This window comes from Variovorax sp. J31P179 (genome assembly GCF_030316985.1).
Lineage (GTDB): Bacteria > Pseudomonadota > Gammaproteobacteria > Burkholderiales > Burkholderiaceae_C > Variovorax > Variovorax ginsengisoli_B.
The window spans coordinates 108,755-130,213 of the sequence record NZ_JASZYL010000008.1 but is presented as its reverse complement, the minus strand read 5'-3'; the positions used below and the strand labels follow the sequence as shown (position 1 = coordinate 130,213).

22 protein-coding genes and 1 tRNA gene are annotated in these 21,459 nt (G+C 68.3%); 12 read left to right on the top strand and 11 right to left on the bottom strand.

Going from position 1 to position 21,459, the window contains the following annotated elements:
- The first annotated feature begins 3 nt into the window (after window positions 1-3).
- The gene (locus tag QTI17_RS21550; protein WP_286535506.1) at window positions 4-606 is read left to right on the top strand and encodes a DUF3299 domain-containing protein; all 603 of its coding nucleotides are present in this window, start codon (window positions 4-6) and stop codon (window positions 604-606) included.
- On the opposite strand, the gene QTI17_RS21545 is transcribed toward QTI17_RS21550, so the two are convergent.
- A complete protein-coding gene (locus QTI17_RS21545) occupies window positions 603-1,898 on the bottom strand; it encodes an alpha/beta hydrolase (protein WP_286535505.1) in 1,296 nt (431 codons plus the stop codon). The genes QTI17_RS21550 and QTI17_RS21545 overlap by 4 nt on opposite strands.
- Before the next feature lie 77 nt (window positions 1,899-1,975).
- On the opposite strand from QTI17_RS21545, the gene QTI17_RS21540 reads away from it, so the two are divergent.
- Complete coding sequence (locus QTI17_RS21540) at window positions 1,976-2,185, top strand: dodecin (protein ID WP_286369278.1); 210 nt, start codon at window positions 1,976-1,978, stop codon at window positions 2,183-2,185.
- A gap of 30 nt (window positions 2,186-2,215) precedes the next feature.
- Here QTI17_RS21540 and QTI17_RS21535 read toward each other — a convergent pair whose 3' ends face one another.
- The 4 genes from QTI17_RS21535 to QTI17_RS21520 all read right to left on the bottom strand — a co-directional run bounded on the left by QTI17_RS21535 (window position 2,216) and on the right by QTI17_RS21520 (window position 5,179).
- Window positions 2,216-2,449, bottom strand: a complete 234-nt coding sequence (locus tag QTI17_RS21535) for a hypothetical protein (protein ID WP_286526398.1) — start codon at window positions 2,447-2,449, stop codon at window positions 2,216-2,218.
- Between the two features lie 116 nt (window positions 2,450-2,565).
- A complete protein-coding gene (locus QTI17_RS21530; RefSeq protein ID WP_286535504.1) occupies window positions 2,566-3,444 on the bottom strand; it encodes a ZIP family metal transporter in 879 nt (292 codons plus the stop codon).
- A gap of 76 nt (window positions 3,445-3,520) precedes the next feature.
- A complete protein-coding gene (locus QTI17_RS21525) occupies window positions 3,521-4,276 on the bottom strand; it encodes an aspartate/glutamate racemase family protein (RefSeq protein WP_286535502.1) in 756 nt (251 codons plus the stop codon).
- Window positions 4,277-4,294: 18 nt separating this feature from the next.
- Window positions 4,295-5,179: a transporter substrate-binding domain-containing protein gene (locus QTI17_RS21520; protein WP_286535501.1), complete on the bottom strand. Its 885-nt coding sequence runs from the start codon at window positions 5,177-5,179 to the stop codon at window positions 4,295-4,297.
- Window positions 5,180-5,387: 208 nt separating this feature from the next.
- Between QTI17_RS21520 and QTI17_RS21515 the strand changes: the two genes are divergently transcribed.
- Together QTI17_RS21515 and QTI17_RS21510 are read left to right on the top strand one after the other, a co-directional pair.
- Window positions 5,388-6,596, top strand: a complete 1,209-nt coding sequence (locus QTI17_RS21515) for a D-amino acid dehydrogenase (protein ID WP_286535500.1) — start codon at window positions 5,388-5,390, stop codon at window positions 6,594-6,596.
- A 59-nt stretch (window positions 6,597-6,655) separates the two neighbouring features.
- On the top strand, window positions 6,656-7,060 hold the full coding sequence (locus QTI17_RS21510) for a hypothetical protein (RefSeq protein ID WP_286535704.1): 405 nt from the start codon (window positions 6,656-6,658) through the stop codon (window positions 7,058-7,060).
- A gap of 8 nt (window positions 7,061-7,068) precedes the next feature.
- Here the strand turns inward: QTI17_RS21510 and QTI17_RS21505 are convergent, their stop codons facing one another.
- Genes QTI17_RS21505 through polA form a run of 4 tightly spaced genes read right to left on the bottom strand, consistent with a single transcriptional unit; the run spans window position 7,069 to window position 12,812 of the window.
- Window positions 7,069-7,791 (bottom strand): hypothetical protein, encoded by a 723-nt coding sequence (locus QTI17_RS21505; protein WP_286535498.1) that lies wholly within the window; start codon window positions 7,789-7,791, stop codon window positions 7,069-7,071.
- Window positions 7,788-8,699, bottom strand: a complete 912-nt coding sequence (locus QTI17_RS21500; protein ID WP_286535497.1) for a LysR family transcriptional regulator — start codon at window positions 8,697-8,699, stop codon at window positions 7,788-7,790. The genes QTI17_RS21505 and QTI17_RS21500 overlap by 4 nt, the downstream gene beginning before the upstream one ends.
- 7 nt (window positions 8,700-8,706) lie before the next feature.
- Window positions 8,707-10,002 (bottom strand): M20/M25/M40 family metallo-hydrolase, encoded by a 1,296-nt coding sequence (locus QTI17_RS21495; protein WP_503011089.1) that lies wholly within the window; start codon window positions 10,000-10,002, stop codon window positions 8,707-8,709.
- A gap of 17 nt (window positions 10,003-10,019) precedes the next feature.
- Window positions 10,020-12,812, bottom strand: a complete 2,793-nt coding sequence (gene polA, locus QTI17_RS21490) for a DNA polymerase I (RefSeq protein ID WP_286535494.1) — start codon at window positions 12,810-12,812, stop codon at window positions 10,020-10,022.
- Window positions 12,813-12,910: 98 nt separating this feature from the next.
- Between polA and QTI17_RS21485 the strand changes: the two genes are divergently transcribed.
- From QTI17_RS21485 to QTI17_RS21475, 3 genes are read left to right on the top strand one after another with little or no spacing between them, the layout of a single operon-like run.
- Window positions 12,911-13,282, top strand: a complete 372-nt coding sequence (locus QTI17_RS21485) for a hypothetical protein (RefSeq protein ID WP_286535492.1) — start codon at window positions 12,911-12,913, stop codon at window positions 13,280-13,282.
- 7 nt (window positions 13,283-13,289) lie between these two features.
- Entirely contained in the window at window positions 13,290-14,333 is a 1,044-nt protein-coding gene (locus tag QTI17_RS21480; RefSeq protein ID WP_286535491.1) for a homoserine kinase, read from the top strand.
- A 9-nt stretch (window positions 14,334-14,342) separates the two neighbouring features.
- Complete coding sequence (locus QTI17_RS21475) at window positions 14,343-15,137, top strand: BPSS1780 family membrane protein (RefSeq protein WP_286535490.1); 795 nt, start codon at window positions 14,343-14,345, stop codon at window positions 15,135-15,137.
- 49 nt (window positions 15,138-15,186) lie between these two features.
- Here the strand turns inward: QTI17_RS21475 and QTI17_RS21470 are convergent, their stop codons facing one another.
- Window positions 15,187-17,556: a UvrD-helicase domain-containing protein gene (locus QTI17_RS21470; protein WP_286535489.1), complete on the bottom strand. Its 2,370-nt coding sequence runs from the start codon at window positions 17,554-17,556 to the stop codon at window positions 15,187-15,189.
- 204 nt (window positions 17,557-17,760) lie between these two features.
- On the opposite strand from QTI17_RS21470, the gene QTI17_RS21465 reads away from it, so the two are divergent.
- Entirely contained in the window at window positions 17,761-18,738 is a 978-nt protein-coding gene (locus QTI17_RS21465; RefSeq protein WP_286535487.1) for a GMP reductase, read from the top strand.
- Between the two features lie 11 nt (window positions 18,739-18,749).
- Here QTI17_RS21465 and QTI17_RS21460 read toward each other — a convergent pair whose 3' ends face one another.
- The gene (locus tag QTI17_RS21460) at window positions 18,750-19,616 is read right to left on the bottom strand and encodes an alpha/beta hydrolase (protein ID WP_286535485.1); all 867 of its coding nucleotides are present in this window, start codon (window positions 19,614-19,616) and stop codon (window positions 18,750-18,752) included.
- 97 nt (window positions 19,617-19,713) lie between these two features.
- On the opposite strand from QTI17_RS21460, the gene QTI17_RS21455 reads away from it, so the two are divergent.
- The 4 genes from QTI17_RS21455 (at window position 19,714) to QTI17_RS21440 (ending at window position 21,348) form a co-directional block, all read left to right on the top strand.
- Window positions 19,714-19,789, top strand: a tRNA-Ala gene (locus QTI17_RS21455).
- Window positions 19,790-20,212: 423 nt separating this feature from the next.
- Window positions 20,213-20,419: a hypothetical protein gene (locus tag QTI17_RS21450; RefSeq protein ID WP_286535483.1), complete on the top strand. Its 207-nt coding sequence runs from the start codon at window positions 20,213-20,215 to the stop codon at window positions 20,417-20,419.
- A gap of 6 nt (window positions 20,420-20,425) precedes the next feature.
- Window positions 20,426-20,656, top strand: coding sequence for a sigma factor-like helix-turn-helix DNA-binding protein (locus tag QTI17_RS21445; RefSeq protein ID WP_286535480.1), 231 nt, complete (start codon window positions 20,426-20,428; stop codon window positions 20,654-20,656).
- 440 nt (window positions 20,657-21,096) lie between these two features.
- A complete protein-coding gene (locus tag QTI17_RS21440; protein ID WP_286535479.1) occupies window positions 21,097-21,348 on the top strand; it encodes a hypothetical protein in 252 nt (83 codons plus the stop codon).
- The last annotated feature ends 111 nt before the right edge of the window (window positions 21,349-21,459 follow it).

Sequence of the window (21,459 nt, the reverse complement as noted above, 5' to 3'; positions counted from 1 at the left end):
CACATGAACTTGCGCCCTCTTCTTCTGTCGCTGCTTTCGTTCACCATCGCCGGCAGCGCCCTCGCCGCCGGCCCCGCGCCGCAGGCCACCTCTCCGACCCAGCCGCTCGGCGGCAAGGTCGCCGACACCAGGGCCGTGCCGGGCCAGCCGCGCGTCATCACCTGGGAAGAGCTGGTGCCCAAGGACTGGGACCCGGGCAAGGAGCTCAAGGGCATCGACCTGAGCAAGCTCGACGATAGCGACCCGCGCGCCAACGAGCTGCTCATGAAGCTGCAGGAGATGTCGAACAATGCACCGACCAACCCGGCGCTCAACGGCGTCGAGGTCAAGATCCCGGGCTTCATCGTTCCGCTCGAGGAGAACAAGGGCGAGGTCACCGAGTTCCTGCTGGTGCCCTACTTCGGCGCTTGCATCCACACGCCGCCGCCGCCGGCCAACCAGATCCTCCACGTGCGCCCGAAGCAGGGTGCGAAGTTCCGCGCCATGGACACGGTCTGGGTCAGCGGCAAGCTGCAGACCGTGCGCAACGACTCGATGATGGGCGTGAGCGGCTACCAGATCGCCGCCGACAGCGTCACCAAGTACAGCGGCAGCCCGAAGCCCTAACCACCCGCCGCCCTAGGCCGGAACAACTGGTAGATGCGGTCGTAGAAATCGGCCGGGAAGCGCCAGTAGCGCGCGCCCTCGGGGCTCTGCTGCTCGTCGAGCCCGCGCCGCGGCGGCGGCGCATTCAACAGGAACTGCGCCACCATGTCGCCGCTGACCCAGGGGTCGTCGTACCAGAAGGCGTGCGAACTCTCGGGCAGGTTGGGGATGTCGTTCGGGTCGACGCGGATCAGGTCGAAGCGCAGCTTGCGCGATGCGTCGACCAGGAAGCGGGTCTGCTCCTCGTCGAGTTCGGTCACGTCGGGTCGGCCCGCGCGCGAGGCGCGGCCGACGATGGCGGCGAAGCGCAGCACCGAGTCGTTGAGGTTGGCGGCAATGCTCACGCGCTCGATGATGTCGATGTAGCCGGTCAGCTCGTTGACGAAGCGGCGGGTGTCGATGTCCGGCGCCGCGAAGTAGATCTGCCCGAGCCGCAGGCGCTGCTGCAGCTGGGCCCGCGTCTCGCCGGGCCGCGGCGTGCCCAGCTGCACCAGTGCCGGGCTCAGCACCTGCGCGCCGGCGCTGTAGGCCAGCACGTCGATCTTCGACGCCGTGGTGTTCTCGCCCAGCAGCTCGACCATCCGCGCGAAGGGCTCGACCGTGCTGGCCGCATTGTTGACGTCGGTCAGGTAGCGCAGGATCGATCCCGCAGAAGGCCACATGAAGACCAGCACCACCATCCGCCGTCCGGTGAAATGGCGAAACTGCGCCGCCTGGGCGGCCGCACGGGGGACCGTGTTGTTGGAGCCATGCACGTAGATCAGCAGCTCGCTGTTGGGACTGGCGGCCAGCGCCTTGTTGATCATCGCGAAGAAGGCCTGGGCCTCGGGCGAATTCTTCACGTCCTCGTTCGAGCGCAGCACCGCCTTCTGCTCGAGCCGCTCGAGGTGGACGATCGGGCGCTCGTCTGGGTCGGCGCTGGTCGACAGCCGATGCAGCGTCTCCCAGTCGAGCGACTCGTCGCCGACCCGCACATGCGCCACGCCCATGCGCAGGTCGTCGGTCGGCACGATGGTGTGGACCGGGTCGGGATGCTCGATCAGCGCCAGCCGGTTGGTGGCATAGAACACCGGCACGTCGGTGGTCTTGAGCTTCTCGCCGATGTTCTCGAAGGGGTCGATGTCACCGTTGCTGAAGCTCACCGGGGTGGGCATCAACCGCACCGGGGCGTAGCAGCCGGCCAGCAGCACCGCGGCCAGCAACGAGAGGACAAGGCGAGCGGCCCGGCGGATTCCGACTTGAGAGGGGTGCATGCGCCGGAAGTATAGGGAGCCCCCCACAGACGGCTGCGAACGTGCCACCATGGCGGTCCCGAAAAAAGGAGACCACCATGTCCGATCACGTCTACAAGCTTCTGGAACTCACCGGCTCGTCCCCGACCAGCAGCGACGATGCAGTGCGCCGCGCGATCGCGAAGGCCAGCGAATCGGTGCGCAACATCCAGTGGTTCCAGGTCACCGAGACCCGCGGCCACGTGGTCGACGGCAAGGTCGGCCACTGGCAGGTGACGTTGAAGGTGGGCTTTACCCTCGAGGACTGAGCCTCCGACTCGCCCCGAAGCGGGTCGAAATCAATCCGGTGCCTGGATCACCCGGTCGAATTCCTCGTCGGCCGGCACGTTGTCGGCGTCGAGTTCGCTGGCGTCGGTGAGGTCGATGCCGGTTTCTTCCGACAGCTCGTCGGTGGCGCCGGTTTCGTCCGAATCGAATTCCTCTTCGTCCTCGGGCAAGACGTCATCGGTGTCGTCGATCTCGGGTTCGTCTGCGGCTTCTCCGGACCGCAGAGGGGGGTCGGCGCTGGTCATGATCGGACTCCTAGATTGCTGCTTTGCATGATGCGCTCCAGTAGGCGCGCCCCAGCCGAATCCACCTCATCGGCGAAGGGACAAGAAGCTTGTCAGAAAGCGCCGCGGGTGTCCATTCAATGCGTGTGGGCCGCTTCGTGGGCGGCGTCATGGCCTGCCCCCTCGTGGGCATGGTCGTGGTCGCCATGCGCCAGGCGGCTCACCAGCGTGACCAGCACGATGCCTGCCACCAGCCAGACGATCTGCAAGGCGGTCTGGCGCGCGGGAAGGCGTTTCTGCAGCTGCGGGATCAGGTCGGCCAGGGCCACGTACACGAAGCTGCTGGCCGCCAGCACCAGGAAATACGGCAGCCAGCCGTGCAGCCGGTCGACCAGCCACCAGCCGACCACGCCGCCGAGCGCCGTCATGGTGCCGGCCAGCGAGACCTTGACCAACGCCGCCCGCGGGTTGGCTGAACTCTGGCGCAGCACCACCAGGTCGCCGATATGGTGCGGCACCTCGTGCGCCAGCACCGCGATCGCCGCCACCATGCCCAGCCGCAGGTCGGCAATGAAGGCCGAGGCGATCAGGATGCCGTCGCCGAAGCAGTGCACGCTGTCGCCGGTGAGCACGGCCCAGCCGCCGCCGCCGCGCGGCGCATGCGCATGGGCATGGGCATGGGCATGGGCATGGCCGTGGCCGTGGCCGTGGTCATGGCCCTGGTGATGCTCGTGGCCGTGGTGCCACAGCTCCGCCTTGTCGAGCAGGAAAAAGAAGACCAGCCCGAACAGCAGCACGCCGAACAGCACGCCGGGTTCGATCCGGCTCTCGAAGGCCTCGGGCAGCAGATGCATGAAGGCGGTCGCGAGCAAGGCGCCCGCGGCCAGGCTCAGCAGGTGCTGCGGATTGACCCCGCCGGAGCCGCTGCGCACGCCCACACGCAGCAGCAGCGCGGCGATCCAGACACTTCCGATGCCGGCGACCAGGGTCGCGGCGATGATGGCAAACAAATTCATGGCGGCTTCGCGCTTGGGAGGCAAAAACAAAAGCCGCCCATCGGACGGCTTCGGCGCTTCGATCTTATCAACCGTGTCAAGGGGGATGCCCCGGAACCCCGCGATAGGCGCGCGCCGCCAGCGCCGACGCCAGCACCTGCGCAGGGTCGAGCAAGTCCAGGCCTTCGGTCCCGGCCGCCTCCTGCAGCCCGAGCGGGATCTCGGTGCAGCCCATCACGATCGCGACCGGCCCGTGCCGCTGCGCCAGCTGCAGCGCCACCCGGCTGAAGCAGGAACGGGCCAGCGCCATGTCGCCGGCCTTCACGCCGTCATAGATGCCGCGCATGAGGAGGCGGCGCTCCTCGTCCCGCGGCAGGTGGCAGGCGATGCCGGCGTCGGCCATCGCCTGCGCGTAGAGACCGACCCGGTAGGTGCCTTCGGTCGCCATCAGCGCGGCGCCGCGCACGCCCTGCGCCGCCAGGTGGGCCGACACCTCCCGCGCCACGTGGAGCACCTCGACCTGCGGAAAGCGGGCCTGCAGCGTCCCGTGCCAGGCGTGCGCCGTGTTGCAGGCAATGGCCACGGCGCGGCTGCCCAGCGCGGCCAGCCGCCCCAGCGCCTGCAGCATCGGCTCCAGCGGCTGGTGGGCGCCGGACTCGCTCGACTCGAGCGCACCGCTGCGGTCGGGCACCGGCACCTGGGCCAGCCAGTGCTCCGGAAAGGCCTGGTCGCCGACCACCTGGCCGTGCGCGCGCAGCAGGCGGGCGCAGGCGTCGACGAACAGGCGCACGAAGTCCGCGCCGGCCGCCGGGCCCATGCCGCCGAGGATGCCGACCGTTTGCGGCGCGAGCATGCGATGCCGCCTTCGGGTTCAGGTCGCGGGCTTGTCGTTCGGCGCCTGGATGTTCTCGCGCAGCTGCGGGCTCATCGGCAGGTTCAGCGGCACGCCCTTGGGCGGGATCGGCTGCAGGAACCACTTGGCGTACATCTTCTCGAACTCGCCGCTCTTCATGAGGTCGATGAAGGTGTCGTCCACCAGCTTCTTGAAGGCCGGGTCGTCCTTGGGCAGCATGCAGGCATAGGGCTCGACCTGCAGCGCGTCGCCGACGACCTCGAAGTCGGCCGGGTTCTTGGCATTGGCCATCAGGCCGAACAGCAGGATGTCGTCCATCGCGAAGGCGACCGCGCGGTCGCTCTCGACCAGCAGGAAGGCGTCGGCGTGGTCCTTGCCGAGCACCAGGTCCATGTCGAGGTTCTTCTCGATGTTGTACTTGCGCATGACCAGGGCGTTGGTGGTGCCGGTGGTGCTGGCCACGGTCTTCTTCGCCAGGTCGGCGTAGTTCTTGATCTTCGAAGACTTCTTCACCAGCAGCCGGGTGCCGGTGTAGAAGTGGTTGATGGCGAAGCTGACGTCCTTGGCACGCGCCGTGTTGTTGGTGGTCGAGCCGCACTCCAGGTCGATGGTGCCGTTGCTGATCAGCGGAATCCGGTTCTGCGAGGTCACCGGCATCAGCGCCACCTCGAGCTTGGGCTTGTTGAGCTTCTTCTTGACCGCGTCGACCACCGCATTCGACAGCTCGACCGAGAAGCCGATCGGCTTCTCGCCGCCTGCGAGGTAGCTGAAGGGCACGGACGATTCGCGGTAGGCCAGGGTGATCTTGCCGCTCTCGGCGATCTTGGCCAGGGTGTCGGCGGCTTGGGCGCCGGTGGTGGCTGCGGCGAGCAGGACCGCGGCCATCGATGCGGAGAATTTCATGGAGCCCTTTCGGCTGATTGAAGGTAAGCGAGTGTAGGAATCATTCCTGCGCGGCTCACAATTCCTTTTCTGCGCCGGGGCATGACCAAAAGTTATGGGCTGGGCATGCCATGTGCTTTGGCTATGGGCTGCCGCGCTTTTGGCATTTCCCGGCGCGCCGGCGCGAACCTACAGTCGACCCTTCCGAAACAAGAGAGAGGAACGCGTCATGCACGTCTGCGTGCTCGGGGCCGGCATCGTCGGCCTGGCGACCGCCTGGCGGCTGAACCGCCAGGGTTTCCAGGTCAGCGTGATCGACCGTGCCGCGCCCGGCGCCGGAGCGAGCGGCGGCAATGGCGCGCAGCTGAGCTACTCGTACGTCCAGCCGCTGGCCGACCCGTCGATCTGGAAGCAGTTGCCCAAGCTGCTGCTGTCGCCCTCCTCGCCGCTCAAGCTGCGCCCGCAGCTCGACCCGCTGCAATGGCGCTGGGCCCTGGCCTTCCTGGCGGCATGCAACGCCCGCACCTCGCACGAGAGCACCGCCAGCCTGCTGGCGCTCGCGGCGCGCAGCCGCGCCGCCTTCGAGGCCATGCGGGCCGACATCGCGCCCGACTGCGATTTCTCGGCCACCGGCAAGCTGGTGCTCTACGCCAGTGCTGCATCGCTGGCCGGCGCCCAGCGGCAGCTCGAACTGCAGCGGACCATGGGCAGCCAGCAGCGCCTGGTCACGGCCGACGAGTGCATCGCCATCGAGCCGGCGCTGGCCAGCTACCGGGCGCGGATCGCCGGCGCCGTCCACACGCCCAGCGAATGTGCGGCCGACTGCCTCAAGGTCTGCACGGAACTCCTGCGGGCGCTGCGCGCGCGCGGCGTGCGCTTCATGCTCGACACCGAGATCACCGGCTTCGATGCCCGGAACGGGCGGGTGGCGGCGGTGCACACCGCCGCCGGCGACGTCGAGGCCGATGCCTTCGTGATGGCGCTGGGCACGGCCTCGCACCGGCTCGGGCGCCAGCTCGGCGCCTACCTGCCGGTCTATCCGCTCAAGGGCTACAGCATCACGGTCGATGTCGATCCGACACCGGGCGCGGCGCCGCAGGTGAGCGTCACCGACAGCGTCCGAAAGGTGGTGTTCGCGCGCATCGGATCGCGCCTGCGGGTGGCCGGCATGGCCGAGCTGGTCGGGCACGACTCCAGCATCCCGGCCCAGCGCATCGAGGCGCTGGCCGAGGCCACGCGCGCCGTTTTCCCGCGCGCCGGCCGGCTCGAAGCACTGCAGCCCTGGACCGGCATGCGGCCGGCCACGCCGACCGGCGTGCCGATCGTCGGGCGGCTCGCGGGCGCCCCCTCGAACATGCTCTTCAACACCGGCCACGGGGCGTTGGGGTTCACGCTGGCGTTCGGCTCGGCCGAGCGGGTGGCGGAGGCGCTGGACTGACTTCGACCCCGCGAGGTCGACTCCGTGCGATCATTCCGGGCCTCGACGGAGTAGCCATGATCTCGACCGACTGGAAGCGCCGCGCCAGGCTGTTCATCCAGCGCTTCTGGCAACCCACCTCCGCCTGCATGACCTGCATGCCGGGAAGCTGGAGCAATCTGATGAGCGCGGCGCATTGGGCGACCGCGCTGCAGACCGGCCTGGTGACCGGCATCCTGGCCGTGCTCCTGACCTTCACGCCGGCGGCCAGGCTCTACGGCAACCGGTACGGCAATGCGCTGGTCGTCGGCTGCCTGACCGCGCTGGGCGACGCCTACTCGCATGCCAATCACTACGGCATCCCCTACGCCGAGGCGCTCGTGACCGGGCTCATTTCAGGCCTGCTCACGCTGGCGGGCTCGTACCTGTTCGAAGACCGCGCGCGACGCCTGCGGGCGGCATGGGCGCGGATTTCAGGGCGCTGAGCGGACGCTCAGGCCGGCCGGCGCCAGCGGCCGGACTCGGGGCACACCACGGCCCGTTCACCGTTCAGCAGCACCTGCTCCTGGTCGATCCCCAGGGCGGCGGCGGGATCGGTGTCGAAGTCCACCCGGAGTGTGCGTCCCACATGCGGGTCCTCGATCGGCAGTTCCCAGGTCAGGAACACCTGGGTGCAGTCCTGGCCGGGCGCGAAATCGGCCGGGTCGAAGCCACTGCCTTGGCGCCGGATGACGGCATGCGGCTGGCCGGTGTCGAACACCACCGCCGTCCCGCGGGCCAGCGGGATTCGATGGCCCGCCACCGGAAAGTGCAGGTCCAGGCCCTTGTCCTCGCTCACGAAGAGATTGCAGAAGGCGGCCCCGCCGTAGTGCTCGCCGTCATGGTGGTACCGCGCTCCCCGGCAGGCCATCAGGGCGACCTCGCTGGCGGCCAGCACCTCGGACAGCCCGAGCGTGCGCGTCCAGTCGGACATCGCCTGCACGCAGTGCCGCAAGGCCGGCCAGCGGGCACGCGCCCGCGCCAGCGGCAGGGGCTCGACGTCGCCGGGCTCGAGTTCCAGGCGCGCAGCGACCTCCCGCTCCCAATCGGCAACCAGGCGGGCGGGCGGCACGGGCAGGTCGAGCCGGCCCCACAGCACGACATCGCTCACGCTTCGGCTGCGCAGGGCGTCGCCGCTGTGGAACAAGGACGTCAGGCGGTCGGGCGGACGGCTCATCCCGGCCCCTTCATCTCCTCGATCGCCTCGCGCATGAAGCGGGTGATGCTGCGCACCGCGACCGAATCCGGCCGGCCGGCGAAGCGCAGCGCGCGGATCGGCACCGGGATGTGCGGCTCGAGCGTCAGCACGTCGACCTTGCCGCGATCGGCCGAATTCGCGGTGCAGCCGTCGACCAGCGCCACGCCCAGTCCATGGTGCGCCATCGCCAGCGCCGCGTGATAGGTCTGCACCGTGACCACCGCCTGCTGGAAGCCCACGCCGGCCTGCCGGCAGGCCTGGCTCAGGCTGGTGCCCACCGGGTCGCGGCTGTCGAGCCCGATCACCGGCATCTTGACCAGGTCGTGCAGGGCCACCGAGCCGTTGCGCAGCAGGGCCCGCGGCAGCATGCCCTTCGGGGCGATGCAGACCATGCGGCTGTCGGCCAGCGCCTCCTGGGTCAGCGAGGGATGCACCGCCGGGCTGAACGCGAAGCCGACATCGGCCTCCTGGAGCAGCAGCGCCGACATGATCTGCGGCGAATGCAGCGACTCGAGCGTCACCGCGATCGACGGATGCTGCTCGCGGAAGCGCTTCAGGGCCCGCGGCAGCACCTCGTAGCTCAAGGCCAGCACGCTCAGGACGCGGAGTTCGCCCGCATCGCTCGCCGTGCGCAGGTTGGCCGCCAGCCGCTGCACCTCGTCGAGCTGGGCGAACAGGCGCTCGATGTGCGGGTAGAGGGCCAGCGCCTCGGTGGTGGCCGAGAGCCGGCCCTTGGCGCGCTGGAACAGCGGAAAGCCGAGCTGGATCTCGGCATGCTGCAAGGTGCGGCTGACCGCCGGCTGCGTGATGTTGATGAGCCGCGCCGCGGCGCTCACGCTGCCGGTGAGCATGATGGCGTTGAAGACCTCGATGTGGCGCAGGCGCATCAATCGCTCAGGGGGATGAGATCTTGTCGCGCGAGATGTCCATGATCAGCTGCGCCGACAGCGCCAGCCGCGGCTCGATCGAATCGATCAGCACGTACTCGGCGTCGGCCGAGTGCGCGCCGAAGCCCTGCAGGCCGAAGCGCTCGACCACCGCCGCCTTGGTTTTCAAGGCCGCGAAGGCCGCATCGGTGCCACCGCCGGCGACCTTGTCGTCGGCGCCCAGCTCGCGGCCCATGTCCCTGTAGATCTGCTGCGCATGCAGCGCCAGGGCCAGCGAGGCGTCGTTGGCCTCGAGCGGCGGCCGGCGGCGCTCGAACTTCAGCTCGACCTTGGCCTCGGGGACGAGCTGCTTCTTCACGCGCTCCTGCACCTGCTGCTCGATGCGGTCGTAGTCCGCGACCCTGAGCACCCGCACGTCGGCGCCCGCCGTGGCGCTGGCCGGGATCACGTTGCGGTTGCTGCCCGAGCGCGAGATGGTCCAGTTCATCTTGAGACCGGTCGCCGGGTCGGACAGGTCGCGCATCTGCAGGATCTGGTGCGACAGTTCGTACAGGGCATTCACGCCCAGCTCCGGCGCCGACCCCGCGTGCGAGGCCTTGCCGGTGACGTTCAGGGTGACCGAGGCGATGCCCGCGGTGGCCAGCGACAGCTTGTCGCCGTGGATGTAGGCACCTTCGTAGGACATCACGACGTCGTGCTCGCCACCCAGCTGCGTGATCAGCTTGCGCGCGCCGGGCGAGCTGATCTCCTCGTCGCCGTTGATCAGCACGGTCAGCGTGCCGTACTCCTTGAAGTCCATCGCCTTCAGCAGCGCCAGCGTGTGGGCGATCACGGCGATGCCCTGCTTGTCGTCGGCGATGGCCAGACCGTAGGCCTTGTCGCCTTCGATGCGGAAGGGCTGCTTGTTCAGCATGCCGATCTGGTAGACCGTGTCCATGTGCGCGATCAGCATGATCTTCTTGCTGCCGGTGCCCTTGAAGGTCGCGCGCACGACCTTGCCGATCTTCTCGGGCGTGTCCTCCATGCGGTAGGCGTCGGCCGAGGGATCGATCAGTTCGACCTGGCCGCCGAGCGCACGGAACTTGTCCGCGATCAGGTTGGCGATCTTGTCGAGCCCTTCGAGGTCGCGGCTGCCGGATTCGATCGAGACCAGCTGGTTCAAGGTCTGCAGCAGCGCCGGTTTTTCCTTGGCGGCCAGCGCGGCGATGCGTGCATCGGGGGCGGCGGATGCGCTGCCCATCCAGGCGGCGCAGACGGCGCAGAGCGCAAAGGTGGCGAGAGCGGAGCGTTTCATCGGGTTCATTTTTCTCTTGGGGATTCTCAATGTGCCTTGTCCCAGTTGGGTCCGAAGCCGATTTCGGCCAGCAGCGGGACCTTGAGGTCGGCCACGCCGGCCATCAGGCGCGGTATTTCGGTGCGGACCCACTCGACCTCTTCCTCGGGCACTTCGAAGACCAGTTCGTCGTGCACCTGCATGATCATCTTCGTGCCGCGCTGCTCGGCATCGAGCACCTGCTGCACCTTGACCATGCTGAGCTTGATCAGGTCGGCCGCCGTGCCCTGCATCGGCGCATTGATCGCGGCGCGCTCGGCGCCGCCGCGGCGCGGGCCGTTGGGCGAGTTGATCTCGGGCAGGTAGAGCCGGCGGCCGAACACGGTCTCGACATAGCCCTTCTCCTTGGCCAGCGCCTTGGTCTCGTCCATGTAGACCTTCACACCAGGGTAGCGGGCGAAGTAGCGCTCGATGTAGGAGGCCGCGGCCTTGGTCTCGATGCCGAGGTTGCGCGCCAGCCCGAAGCTGCTCATGCCGTAGATCAGGCCGAAGTTGATCACCTTCGCATAGCGGCGCTGCTCGCTCGACACCTGGTCGACCGGGACGCCGAAGACTTCGCCCGCCGTTGCGCGATGGACGTCGATGCCCTCGGTGAAGGCCCGCAGCAGCGATTCGTCGCCGCTGATGTGGGCCATGATGCGCAGCTCGATCTGCGAGTAGTCGGAGCTCGCGATGACACGGCCCGCGGGCGCCACGAAGGCCTCGCGCACGCGCCGGCCCTCGGGCGTGCGGATCGGGATGTTCTGCAGGTTGGGGTCGTTGCTCGACAGCCGCCCGGTCACCGCCACCGCCTGCGCGTAGTGCGTGTGGACGCGGCCGCTGCGCGGATTGGCCAGCAGGCCCAGCTTGTCGGTGTAGGTGCCCTTCAGCTTGGACAAGCCGCGGTGCTCGAGGATCTTCGCCGGCAGCGGGAAATCCTCGGCCAGCTTCTCGAGCACTTCCTCGTCGGTGCTCGGTGCGCCGCTCGGCGTCTTCTTGATCACCGGCAGCCCGAGCTTGGTGAAGAAGACCTCGCCGATCTGCTTGGGCGACCCGAGGTTGAAGGGCTGGCCCGCGAGCGCGTAGGCCTCCTCCTCGAGCGCCATGATGCGCTTGCCGAGTTCGTTGCTCTGCGACGCCAGGGTCGGCGCGTCGATCAGCACGCCGTTGCGCTCGATCCGGTAGAGCGTCTCGCTGCTGGCCATCTCGAGCTCGTAGACGAAGCGCAGTTTCTCGTCGGCCTCGAGCTTCGGCCAGAGCACCCGGTGCACGTCGAGCGTCTGGTCGGAGTCCTCGCACGAATATTGGGCCGCCTTGTCGATCGACACCTGGCTGAACGAGATCTGGTGCGCGCCCTTGCCGCACAGGTCCTCGTAGTCGATGCCGCTGCGGCCCAGGTGCCGCTCGGCCAGGCTGGCCAGGCCGTGCGGCTTGTGCACTTCGAGCACATAGCTCTGCAGCATGGTGTCGTGGGCGTAGCCCTGCACCTCGATGCCATGGTTGGCGAACACGTGGCGGTCGTACTTGACGTGCTGGCCCAGCTTTTTCTTTGCGCCGTTCTCGAGCCAGGGCCTGAGCTTGGCGAGCACCTCGTCGCGCGGCAGCTGCGCCGGCGCATCGGGGTAGTTGTGGGCCACCGGGATGTAGGCCGCCGCGCCCGGCTCGACGCTGAAGCTCAGGCCGACGATCTCGGCGCGCATCTCGTCGAGCGAGGTGGTCTCGGTGTCGAGCGCGACCAGCTCGGCGGCCTCGATCTTGGCCAGCCAGGCGTCGAAGGCCTCCCAGGTCATGACCGTGTCGTAGACCAGGTTGCTGACCTTCTCGGCCGCCGCCTGGGCCGGGTCGCTGAACAGGTCGCCGTTTGCCTCCGGGCCGCCGCGCTTCTTGTTTTCCTCGATCAGTTCGGGCGGCACGGCGTGCGCCTCGAGCGACTTCACCAGGCTCTTGAAGCCGTACTGCTCGTAGAAATCCTTGAGCGCGTCGACCTGCTGCGGGCCGATCGCGATCGCGTCCAGCGCCGGCAGGCCGGCCACATGCTCGCCGAGCTCGCAGTCGGTGCGGATCGTGACCAGCCGGCGGCCCTGGGGCAGCCAGTCGAGGGCCTGGCGCAGGTTCTCGCCGGCCTGGCCCTTGACCTCGGCCGCGCGCGCGATCAGGGCATCGAGCGAGCCGTATTCGAGCAGCCACTTGGCGGCGGTCTTGGGGCCGACCTTCGGCACGCCCGGCACGTTGTCGACGCTGTCGCCGACCAGCGTCTGATAGTCGATCATCAGGTTCGGCGGCACGCCGAATTCAGCCGTCACGCCGGCCACGTCGCGCTTCTTGCCGTTCATGGTGTCGATGATCGTGACGTGCTCGTCCACCAGCTGGCTCAGGTCCTTGTCGCCGCTGGAGACGATCACCTCGATGCCCTGGCGGGCGGCGGTGCGCGCCAGCGTGCCGATCACGTCGTCGGCCTCGACCTCGGGCACCGTCAGCACCGGCCAGCCGAGCATCCGCACCACGCGGTGGATCGGCTCGACCTGGCTGCGCAGGTCGTCCGGCATCGGCGAGCGGTTGGCCTTGTAGTCGGGATACCAGTCGTCCCGGAAGGTCTTTCCGGGCGCATCGAAGACGCAGGCCGCGTAGTCGGCCCGCACCTCGCGCCGCAGCGCCTGCATCATGTTGATCATTCCTCGGATGGCCCCGGTGGCGGGGCTGCCGTTGTCGCCCGGAACGGCGCGCAGATCGGGCATCGCGTGGAAGGCACGATAGAGGTAGCTCGATCCGTCCACGAGCAGCAGCGTTTTCTTGTCGGTCATCGGGCCATTTTGCCGTGCCGCGCGGCCGCCCCCGGAAGGCCGAAAAGATCGGCCCTCGTGGCTATCTCCGGACCGGACCCGGACCTACAATCTCTTCCATGTCTTCTTCCATGCCCCTGGTCCGCCTGGCACTGCTCGCGCTGGCCTGCGCCGCGCCCGCCGCCGTCGTCTTTGCGCAAAACCCGCAGCCTGCGGCCCCGGCGCCCGCCCAGGCGCAGCCGGACCCGGACAAGGCCGCCGGCCGCCAGAACCAGACGATCGAGCGCATCCACGTCGAAGACAGCGGCGCCACCATCGACGAGCTCCGCGTCGGCGGCCAGACCCAGGACATCAAGGTCAAGCCCAAGAACAACGCCCCGCCCTACCAGGTCCTGCCCAACACCGAAGAGCGCAGCCGCAGCCAGGGCCAGTCCGACTCCAGCGCGGGCGAAGGCGGCTCGCGGGTCTGGTGGAACGTCTTCAAGTTCTGAGCGCGCAGTGGCGGTTTTCACGGAAGTCGGATTCGACGAAGCAGACGCGCTCGTCCGGCGCCTCGGCCTGGGCGCCCTGACCGCCCTCAAGGGCATCGAGGGCGGCATCGAGAACACCAACTACTTCGCCAGCACCGAATCCGGCGAATATGTCCTGACCCTGTTCGAGCGCCTGGGCGCCGAGCAGCTCCCCTACTACCTCTGCCTGATGAAGCACCTGGCGGCGCGCGGCATCCCGGTGCCCGAGCCGGTGGCCGACCCGGCCGTGGCGCCGCCCCAGGGCCACCCGCTGTCGATCCCGGCCAACGCCCCCTGCGAGCTGCTGCACACGGTGGCGGGCAAGCCGGCGGCGGTGGTCCAGCGCCTGAACGGCAAGAGCGAACTGGCCCCCTCGGCCGCCCATTGCGCCGAACTCGGCCGGCTGCTCGCCCGCATGCACCTGGCGGCCCGCGACTACCCCCGCATCCAGCCCAACCTGCGTGGCCTGGCTTGGTGGAACGACACCATGCCGGTGGTGCTGCCCCACCTGGACGCCGCCCAGGCCGCGCTGCTGCGCAGCGAGCTGGCCTACCAGAATCACGTGGCCGAGTCCTCGGCCTATGCGGCGCTGCCGCGCGGGCCGGTGCATGCCGACCTGTTCCGCGACAACGCGATGTTCGACACCCACGCCAGCGCCGACGCGCCACGCCTCACCGGGGTGTTCGATTTCTATTTCGCCGGCGCCGACAGCTGGCTGTTCGACCTCGCCGTCTGCCTGAACGACTGGGCGATCGACCTGGCCAGCGGCCGCCACGATGCGGCCCGGGCCGATGCCCTGCTGGCCGCCTACGGCACCGTGCGGCCGCTGACGGCGCCCGAGCGGGCATTGCTGCCGGCGATGCTGCGGGCCGCGGCGCTGCGCTTCTGGATCTCGCGCCTCTGGGACTTCCACCTGCCGCGCGAGGCCACCATGCTCAAGGCCCACGACCCCACCCACTTCGAGCGCGTGCTGCGGCAGCGCGCCCACGCCACCTTCGAATTCGCGACCGGCGCCGACGCGCTGGCCGCCTGACCGGACCCGATGAAACTCAATCTCGTGCCGGCCCGTACCGGCGTGCTGTGGGTCCGTAGCGGGCTCAAGGCCTTCGCCCGGCAACCGCTGGCCTTCATCTCGCTGTTCTTCTTCTTCATGGCGCTGGTCTCGATCGCCTCGCAGCTGCCGCTGGTCGGCGCCGCGATCGCGCTGATGCTGCTGCCGACGATGACACTCGGGCTCATGGCCGCGGCACAGCAGGCCGCCGGGCCCGAAAAGTCGGCGGCCGGCACCGTGTTCCTGGCCGCCCTGAACGCGATTCGCGCCGACGTGCGGCCGATGGCGGTGCTCGGGGCCCTGTATGCCGGCCTGTTCCTCGGGGTCATGGCGATCTCGGCCCTGGCCGACGGCGGCCAGTTCGCCCGCGTCTACCTGCTCGGCGGCCCGCTCACCCGCGAGCTGGCGGAATCGACCGAATTCCAGGTTGCACTCTGGATCGCCATGGGGCTGTACCTGCCGCTCTCGCTGGCTTTCTGGCACGCACCGGCGCTGGTCCACTGGCACCGCGTGCCGCCGGCCAAGAGCCTGTTCTTCAGTTTCGTGGCCTGCTTCAAGAACTTCGGCGCCCTCACCGTGTTCGGCCTGGCCTGGGTCGGCGTCTTCATCGGCGCCGGCATCGTGCTGAGCCTGCTCGCCAGCCTGCTGGTGGCGGTGGGCGCGATGGGTGCCGGCGACGGTGCCGCCGCGATCGGCGGCGCCATGATGATCGCCGGCGCGCTGGTGATGGCGGCGATGTTCTTCACCAGCACCTGGTTCACCTTCCGCGACTCGTTCCAGGAGTAGCCAGGCTCGGCCCCGTGCCGGGCTGCGCCGGCCGGGGGCCGGGTCAAGGTCAGACGGGCGTGAGCTTGGCGACCGAGAGCGCCAGCCACTTGATGCCGTGGCGCGGGAAATTGATCTGCGCGCGGGCGTCGTCGCCGGTGCCTTCGAGCGCAGTCACCGTGCCCTCGCCGAACTTGTTGTGGAACACCTGCATGCCCGAGCGCAGCCCGTGCGACGGCGCGGCCTTCTGCGGCGGCACCGGCGGGCTGGCGAACGAATCCTTGCTGAAGCCGCCGGCGCCGCCGCGGGTCGTGGCATAGCCGCCGCCATAGCCGAAGGCCGAAGGCGCGAAGCCCTGGTTCTTGGGCGTCAGCCACTTGAGCGCGCCTTCGGGCAGTTCGTCGAAGAAGCGGCTCTTCAGGTTGTAGCGGGTCTGGCCGTGCAGCATCCGGGTCTGCGAGTGGCTCATGTAGAGCCGCTGGCGTGCGCGCGTGATGGCCACGTACATCAGCCGCCGTTCTTCCTCGAGGCTCTCGTTGTCGCTCATCGAGTTCTCGTGCGGGAACAGGCCCTCTTCCATGCCGGTGATGAAGACGCAGTCGAACTCGAGGCCCTTGGCCGCGTGGACGGTCATGAGCTGCACCGCGTCCTGGCCGGCCTGGGCCTGGTTGTCGCCCGATTCCAGCGCCGCATGGGTCAGGAAGGCGGCCAGCGGGCTCAGGGTCTCGCCTGTTTCGGCGTCGGGCGCCAGCGGCTCGTCGAGCAAGGGCCGGTTCGGGTCCAGCCCCTGGCTGGCCGGCGACTGGCGCAGCTCGTCGACCGGCAGCGCCACCGCGTCGCGGCCGAAGCCCTCCTGGGTGACGAAGCTCTCGGCCGCGTTCACCAGTTCTTCCAGATTCTCGATCCGGTCGGCGCCTTCGCGGTCGGCCTTGTAGTGCTCGATCAGGCCGCTGTGGTCGAGCACCAGCTCGATGATCTCGCGCAGCGACAGGCCCTGCGTCTGCTCGCGCAGCACGTCGATCTTCGCCACGAAGGCAGTCAGGTTGCTGCCGGCCTTGCCGCCGACAGCGCTCACCGCGTCGTGCATCGACCGTCCGGCTGCGCGGGCCGCGTCCTGCAGTTGCTCGATGCTGCGGGCGCCGATGCCGCGCGGCGGGAAATTGACGATCCGCAGGAAGCTGGTGTCGTCGTCCTTGTTCTCCAGCAGCCGCAGGTAGGCCAGCGCGTGCTTGATTTCGGCCCGCTCGAAGAAGCGCAGCCCGCCATACACGCGGTAGGGCACCGCGGCATTGAAGAGCGCCGTCTCGATCACCCGGCTCTGCGCATTGCTGCGGTAGAGCACGGCCATTTCCTTGCGATCGATGCCGTCGCGCACCAGCTGGCGCATCTCCTCGACCATCCATTGCGCCTCGGCGAAATCACTGGTCGCCTCGTAGACCCGCACCGGCTCGCCGGGGCCCTGGTCGGTGCGCAGGTTCTTGCCCAGCCGCTTGGTGTTGTGGCTGATCAGCGCATTGGCCGAATCGAGGATGTTGCTGTAGCTGCGGTAGTTCTGCTCGAGCTTGATCTGGTGCGAGACGTCGAATTCGCGCACGAAGTCGGCCATGTTGCCCACGCGCGCCCCACGGAAGGCATAGATGCTCTGGTCGTCGTCGCCGACCGCGATCACGCTGTTGTCGTTCGGCGTGAAGCGGCCCTCGGCCGTGGTGCCCGAGAGCATCTTGATCCAGGCGTACTGCAGCCGGTTGGTGTCCTGGAACTCGTCGATCAGGATGTGGCGGAAGCGCCGCTGGTAGTGCTCGCGGACCGGGTCGTTGTCGCGCAGCAGCTCGTAGCTGCGCAGCATCAGCTCGCCGAAGTCGACCACGCCCTCGCGCTGGCACTGTTCTTCGTAGAGCTGGTACAGCTCGACCTTCTTGCGGTCGTCGTCGCTGCGGGCCTCGACGTCGCGCGGACGCAGGCCGTCTTCCTTGGCGCCGGCAATGAACCATTGCGTCTGCTTGGCCGGAAAACGTTCGTCGTCGACGTTGAACTGCTTCATCAGCCTCTTGATGGCCGAGAGCTGGTCCTGGGTGTCGAGGATCTGGAAGGTCGACGGCAGGTTGGCGAGCTTCCAGTGGGCGCGCAGGAAACGGTTGCACAGGCCGTGGAAGGTGCCGATCCACATGCCGCGCACATTGACCGGCAGCATCGCGCCCAGCCGAGTCATCATTTCCTTGGCGGCCTTGTTGGTGAAGGTGACGGCCAGGATGCCGCCCGGCGACACCTGCCCGGTCTGCATCAGCCAGGCGATGCGGGTGGTCAGCACCCGGGTCTTGCCGGAACCGGCGCCCGCCAGGATCAGGGCGTTGCCGGCCGGCAACGTGACGGCGGCACGCTGCTCCGGGTTGAGGTTGTGGAGCAGCGGCGAATCTGCGGCGGCCGCGAGGTCGGTGAACATCCGTCGATTGTAGAAAGCCCTGCGTATCGAGGTTATACGAAGTTGCCCAAGCCCCCGACGCGGGCAAGCGTGTAAAATCAGTCACCGGGCCCAAGTTTCTTGCGCCCGGTTTTTTGTGCCCGTTTCACGCTGCGTTCCGCAGTGCAGACAGCTCGAAAACCGGCCGGACCAAGCGCTCATCCACCTGACACAAAGGAGCTTGGTATGCAGATTTTCGACTACGACAACATCCTCTTGCTGCCCCGCAAATGCGTGGTGGAAAGCCGCTCGGAGTGCGACGCCAGCGTCACGCTGGGCGGGCGCAGCTTCCGCATCCCGACGGTGCCGGCCAACATGAAGACGGTGGTCGACGAGACCATCTGCACCTGGCTGGCCAAGAACGGCTACTTCTACGTGATGCACCGCTTCGACCTGGACAACCTCCAGTTCGTCAAGGACATGCACGCCCAGGGCGTGTTCGCCTCGATCTCGCTGGGCGTCAAGAAGCCCGACTACGACACGGTCGACCAGATGGTCGCAGCCGGCCTGACGCCCGAATACATCACGATCGACATCGCGCACGGCCATGCCGACAGCGTGAAGAACATGATCGGCTACCTCAAGAAGAAGCTGCCCAAGAGCTTCGTGATCGCCGGCAACGTCGGCACACCCGAGGCCGTGATCGACCTCGAGAACTGGGGCGCCGACGCCACCAAGGTCGGCATCGGCCCGGGCAAGGTCTGCATCACCAAGCTCAAGACCGGCTTCGGCACCGGCGGCTGGCAGCTGTCGGCGCTCAAGTGGTGCGCCCGCGTGGCGACCAAGCCGATCATTGCCGACGGCGGCATCCGCGACCATGGCGACATCGCCAAGAGCATCCGTTTCGGCGCGTCGATGGTGATGATCGGCTCGCTGTTCGCGGGCCATGAAGAGTCGCCCGGCAAGACGGTCGAGGTCGACGGCGCCCTCTTCAAGGAGTACTACGGCTCGGCCAGCGACTTCAACAAGGGCGAATACAAGCACGTCGAGGGCAAGCGCATCCTGGAGCCGATCAAGGGCAAGCTGGCCGACACGCTGGTCGAGATGGAGCAGGACATCCAGAGCTCGATCAGCTATGCCGGCGGGCGCAAGCTGATGGACATCCGCAGGGTCAACTACGTCACCCTGGGCGGCGACAACGCCGGCGAACACCTGCTCATGTAGGCCGGCCGGGCTCAAGCCTCCAGCAGCTGCGCCGCCAGCTGGTGCAGCCGGTGCGCCGGCTCGGCCAGCGCATCCAGGACGCTGAAATGGTTGCGCCCGGGCATCAGTTCGCACACCGGCACGGTCCGCGGACCCCAGGCATCGCGGATCAGCGCGTTCTGGCGCTGGAATTCCTCGCTCTCGTCGCCGCCGGCGACCGCCCAGAGCCGGCCCCGCGCCGGCGCCGGCCACAGCGCCGGGCTCAGGCGCCGCGCCTGGGCGTCGTCCAGCCCCAGCGTGTCGGCGATGAAGGGCGCGTGCTGCAGCGGCCGCAGGTCGTGTATGCCCGAGATCGACAGCGCGTTGCGCACCAGTTGCGGCGGCAGATCGGGCGCGACCGCCTGCCAGTCGCACCCCAGCAGCATCGCCGCCAGGTGCCCGCCGGCCGAATGGCCCGAAACCGTGATGCGCAACGGATCGCCGCCATGCGCCGCGACGTGGCGCCAGGTCCAGGCGAGCGCCTGCACCATCTGCAACGCGATGTCATCGATGCCGACCGGCTGCCCGGGCGTGCCCGGACACAGCGCGTAGTTGGGCACCACGACGCAGACACCGCGGTCGTTGAAGGGTCGGGCGATGAATGAATGCTCGCTCTTGTCGAGCGCGCGCCAATAGCCGCCGTGAATGAACACCAGCACCGGCGCATCGGGCACCGGCGCCGGAAAGACGTCGAGCGTCTCGCCCACGCCGTGGCCGTAGCGCAAGTCGACATGGCAAGGCTGGGCGGCGCGGGTGGCGGCGGATTCCGCCGCCCAGCGCTCGAAGTAGGCCGGATGGTCGGGCACCAGGGCGCGGTTGTTGTACATGCGGTCCAGCCAGGCGGGATCGTACGAGGCCATCGGTTCTGCTCCAGGGTGTGCGAGGCGCGCATCTTGGCACGGCCGCCACGCCGCCGTGCAAACCGGGGCCGGTTCTGGTTAGAATTCTGTCTGCGTTGGGGGGGTAGCTCAGCTGGGAGAGCGCCGCGTTCGCAATGCGGAGGTCGTGAGTTCGATCCTCATCCTCTCCACCAATTCTCTAGGTTTCACGCGGATTCCAGCGGCATCAGGGCCGCAGTCCACAACGGAGCCCACAACGCGCCGTGAGTGAACGACATAGGCGGGTCCACGAGCCCGCTTTTTCACGATGACGCCGCGCGTCGCGCCGACCCGGTTGAGTGGGCCTCGCCGAATATCCCGACCACGATGAACGGCCCAGGAGACGCGCAGCGCCAGCTTGGCCAACCTCCCATCACCCGCATCGCGTCCGCGCGGCCGGCGCCCGCTTGGCGCGTCGGCCGCGACCGGCAGGCAGGCGCTCCACCCCTCCCCGGGGTGCCTGAAATGGCCGAATAACTCTCTGATCGACACGCCACACGATTTCAGCTCTTAGGGACTTTTTTGGCCCCAAGCGAAGTTTTGCCGCCCGCGCCCTGTCGGCGTACAACCGCAGAGCCATGCCCGACCTCGATCAGCTCCTGACCACGGCCACCAACCCGACCACGCCCGCCCGCGTGCGGGTGCGCGCCGCGTGCGCGGTTCTCGATGCGCTCAAGCCACCGAAGGCGTCGAGGGCTTCGCGCCGGCCGGTGGCTCGCAGCCCCGACGAGTTGCGTGCCGCGCTCGAAGTCTTGCAAGCCCGGCGCGCGCAACTGGAGCGGTAGTAGGCCATGCTGATGCGTGCCGGCCATCATCCGGCGCACGGGCTGGAGGTTGCCTGCTCGTTCTCGGAGATCGCAGCCGAGCTGAACATCTCGAAACAGAGGGCGGCGCAGATCGAGGAGCAGGCGCTCGCGAAGCTGCGCGTCTTGCTGGCGCAGCGCGGCTATGTCATCGATGACCTGATCGACACGGGCATGCAGGCCGACCACCAACCTGCGCGCGCTAGGATGGCGCGATGACAGCCATGCTACCCCACGATCCAGCGCCTCCCAGGCAAGCTGCAACGCCTGCTGTTCCCGACAGCGAGTCCGTGCCGAAAGTGCTCGATACCCTCGTAACGATGGTCCACGCGCTGCGGGACGCGGGCCTGAATCACGAGCAAATCATGGCGGCGCTGAAAGCGCACAAGGCCAAGAGGGACGCGGCGCTTCCGAGGTAGTAGATGGTCCCGGTGCCCAAGCCCAAGAAACCCCGGCCGAGACCGAGCCTGCCGCTGCCCCTCCTGCGCCCGCCGAAGAACCCGCTGGAGCCGCTACCGCCGCGCCGGCTGTGGGGTACGAAGCCCACGCCAGAATAATTTCACCGCCTCGGTCCCTGACGGCGCCTGCGACGATCTGCAATTCGGGCGACTCCCTGATCGTTCATCGCCCCGCGTCGGCATCATCGGCAGATGCCCCATGTGAATCCGCTCGACACCGCCGACATGCTGACGCCCGACCTGAGCCTGGCTGCTCAACGCGCCGGCAGGGCGTTGGCCAAGCTCACCGAGGCTGAGCTGCTGGCCGTGCTGGGTGTGGAGCTTCAGCGGCGTGGTCTCCAGGAGCTGGGGGCGCTTCCGAAGCCCCGGGCGAAGGTGGTCAGACGCAAGGTGCCTGAACGCGAGCAAATGATGTTGGTGCTGCCCGTGCACAACGACATGGCAGACCGATGAACTGCTCACCGGCTCAGAAAGGCGCGTTGGCCAAGCCCCGCGTGCCGGTCAAGGGCAAAAAGGCGCCCAGATCGACATCCTGTTAAGGACACGATGCGGCCAGAGTAACCG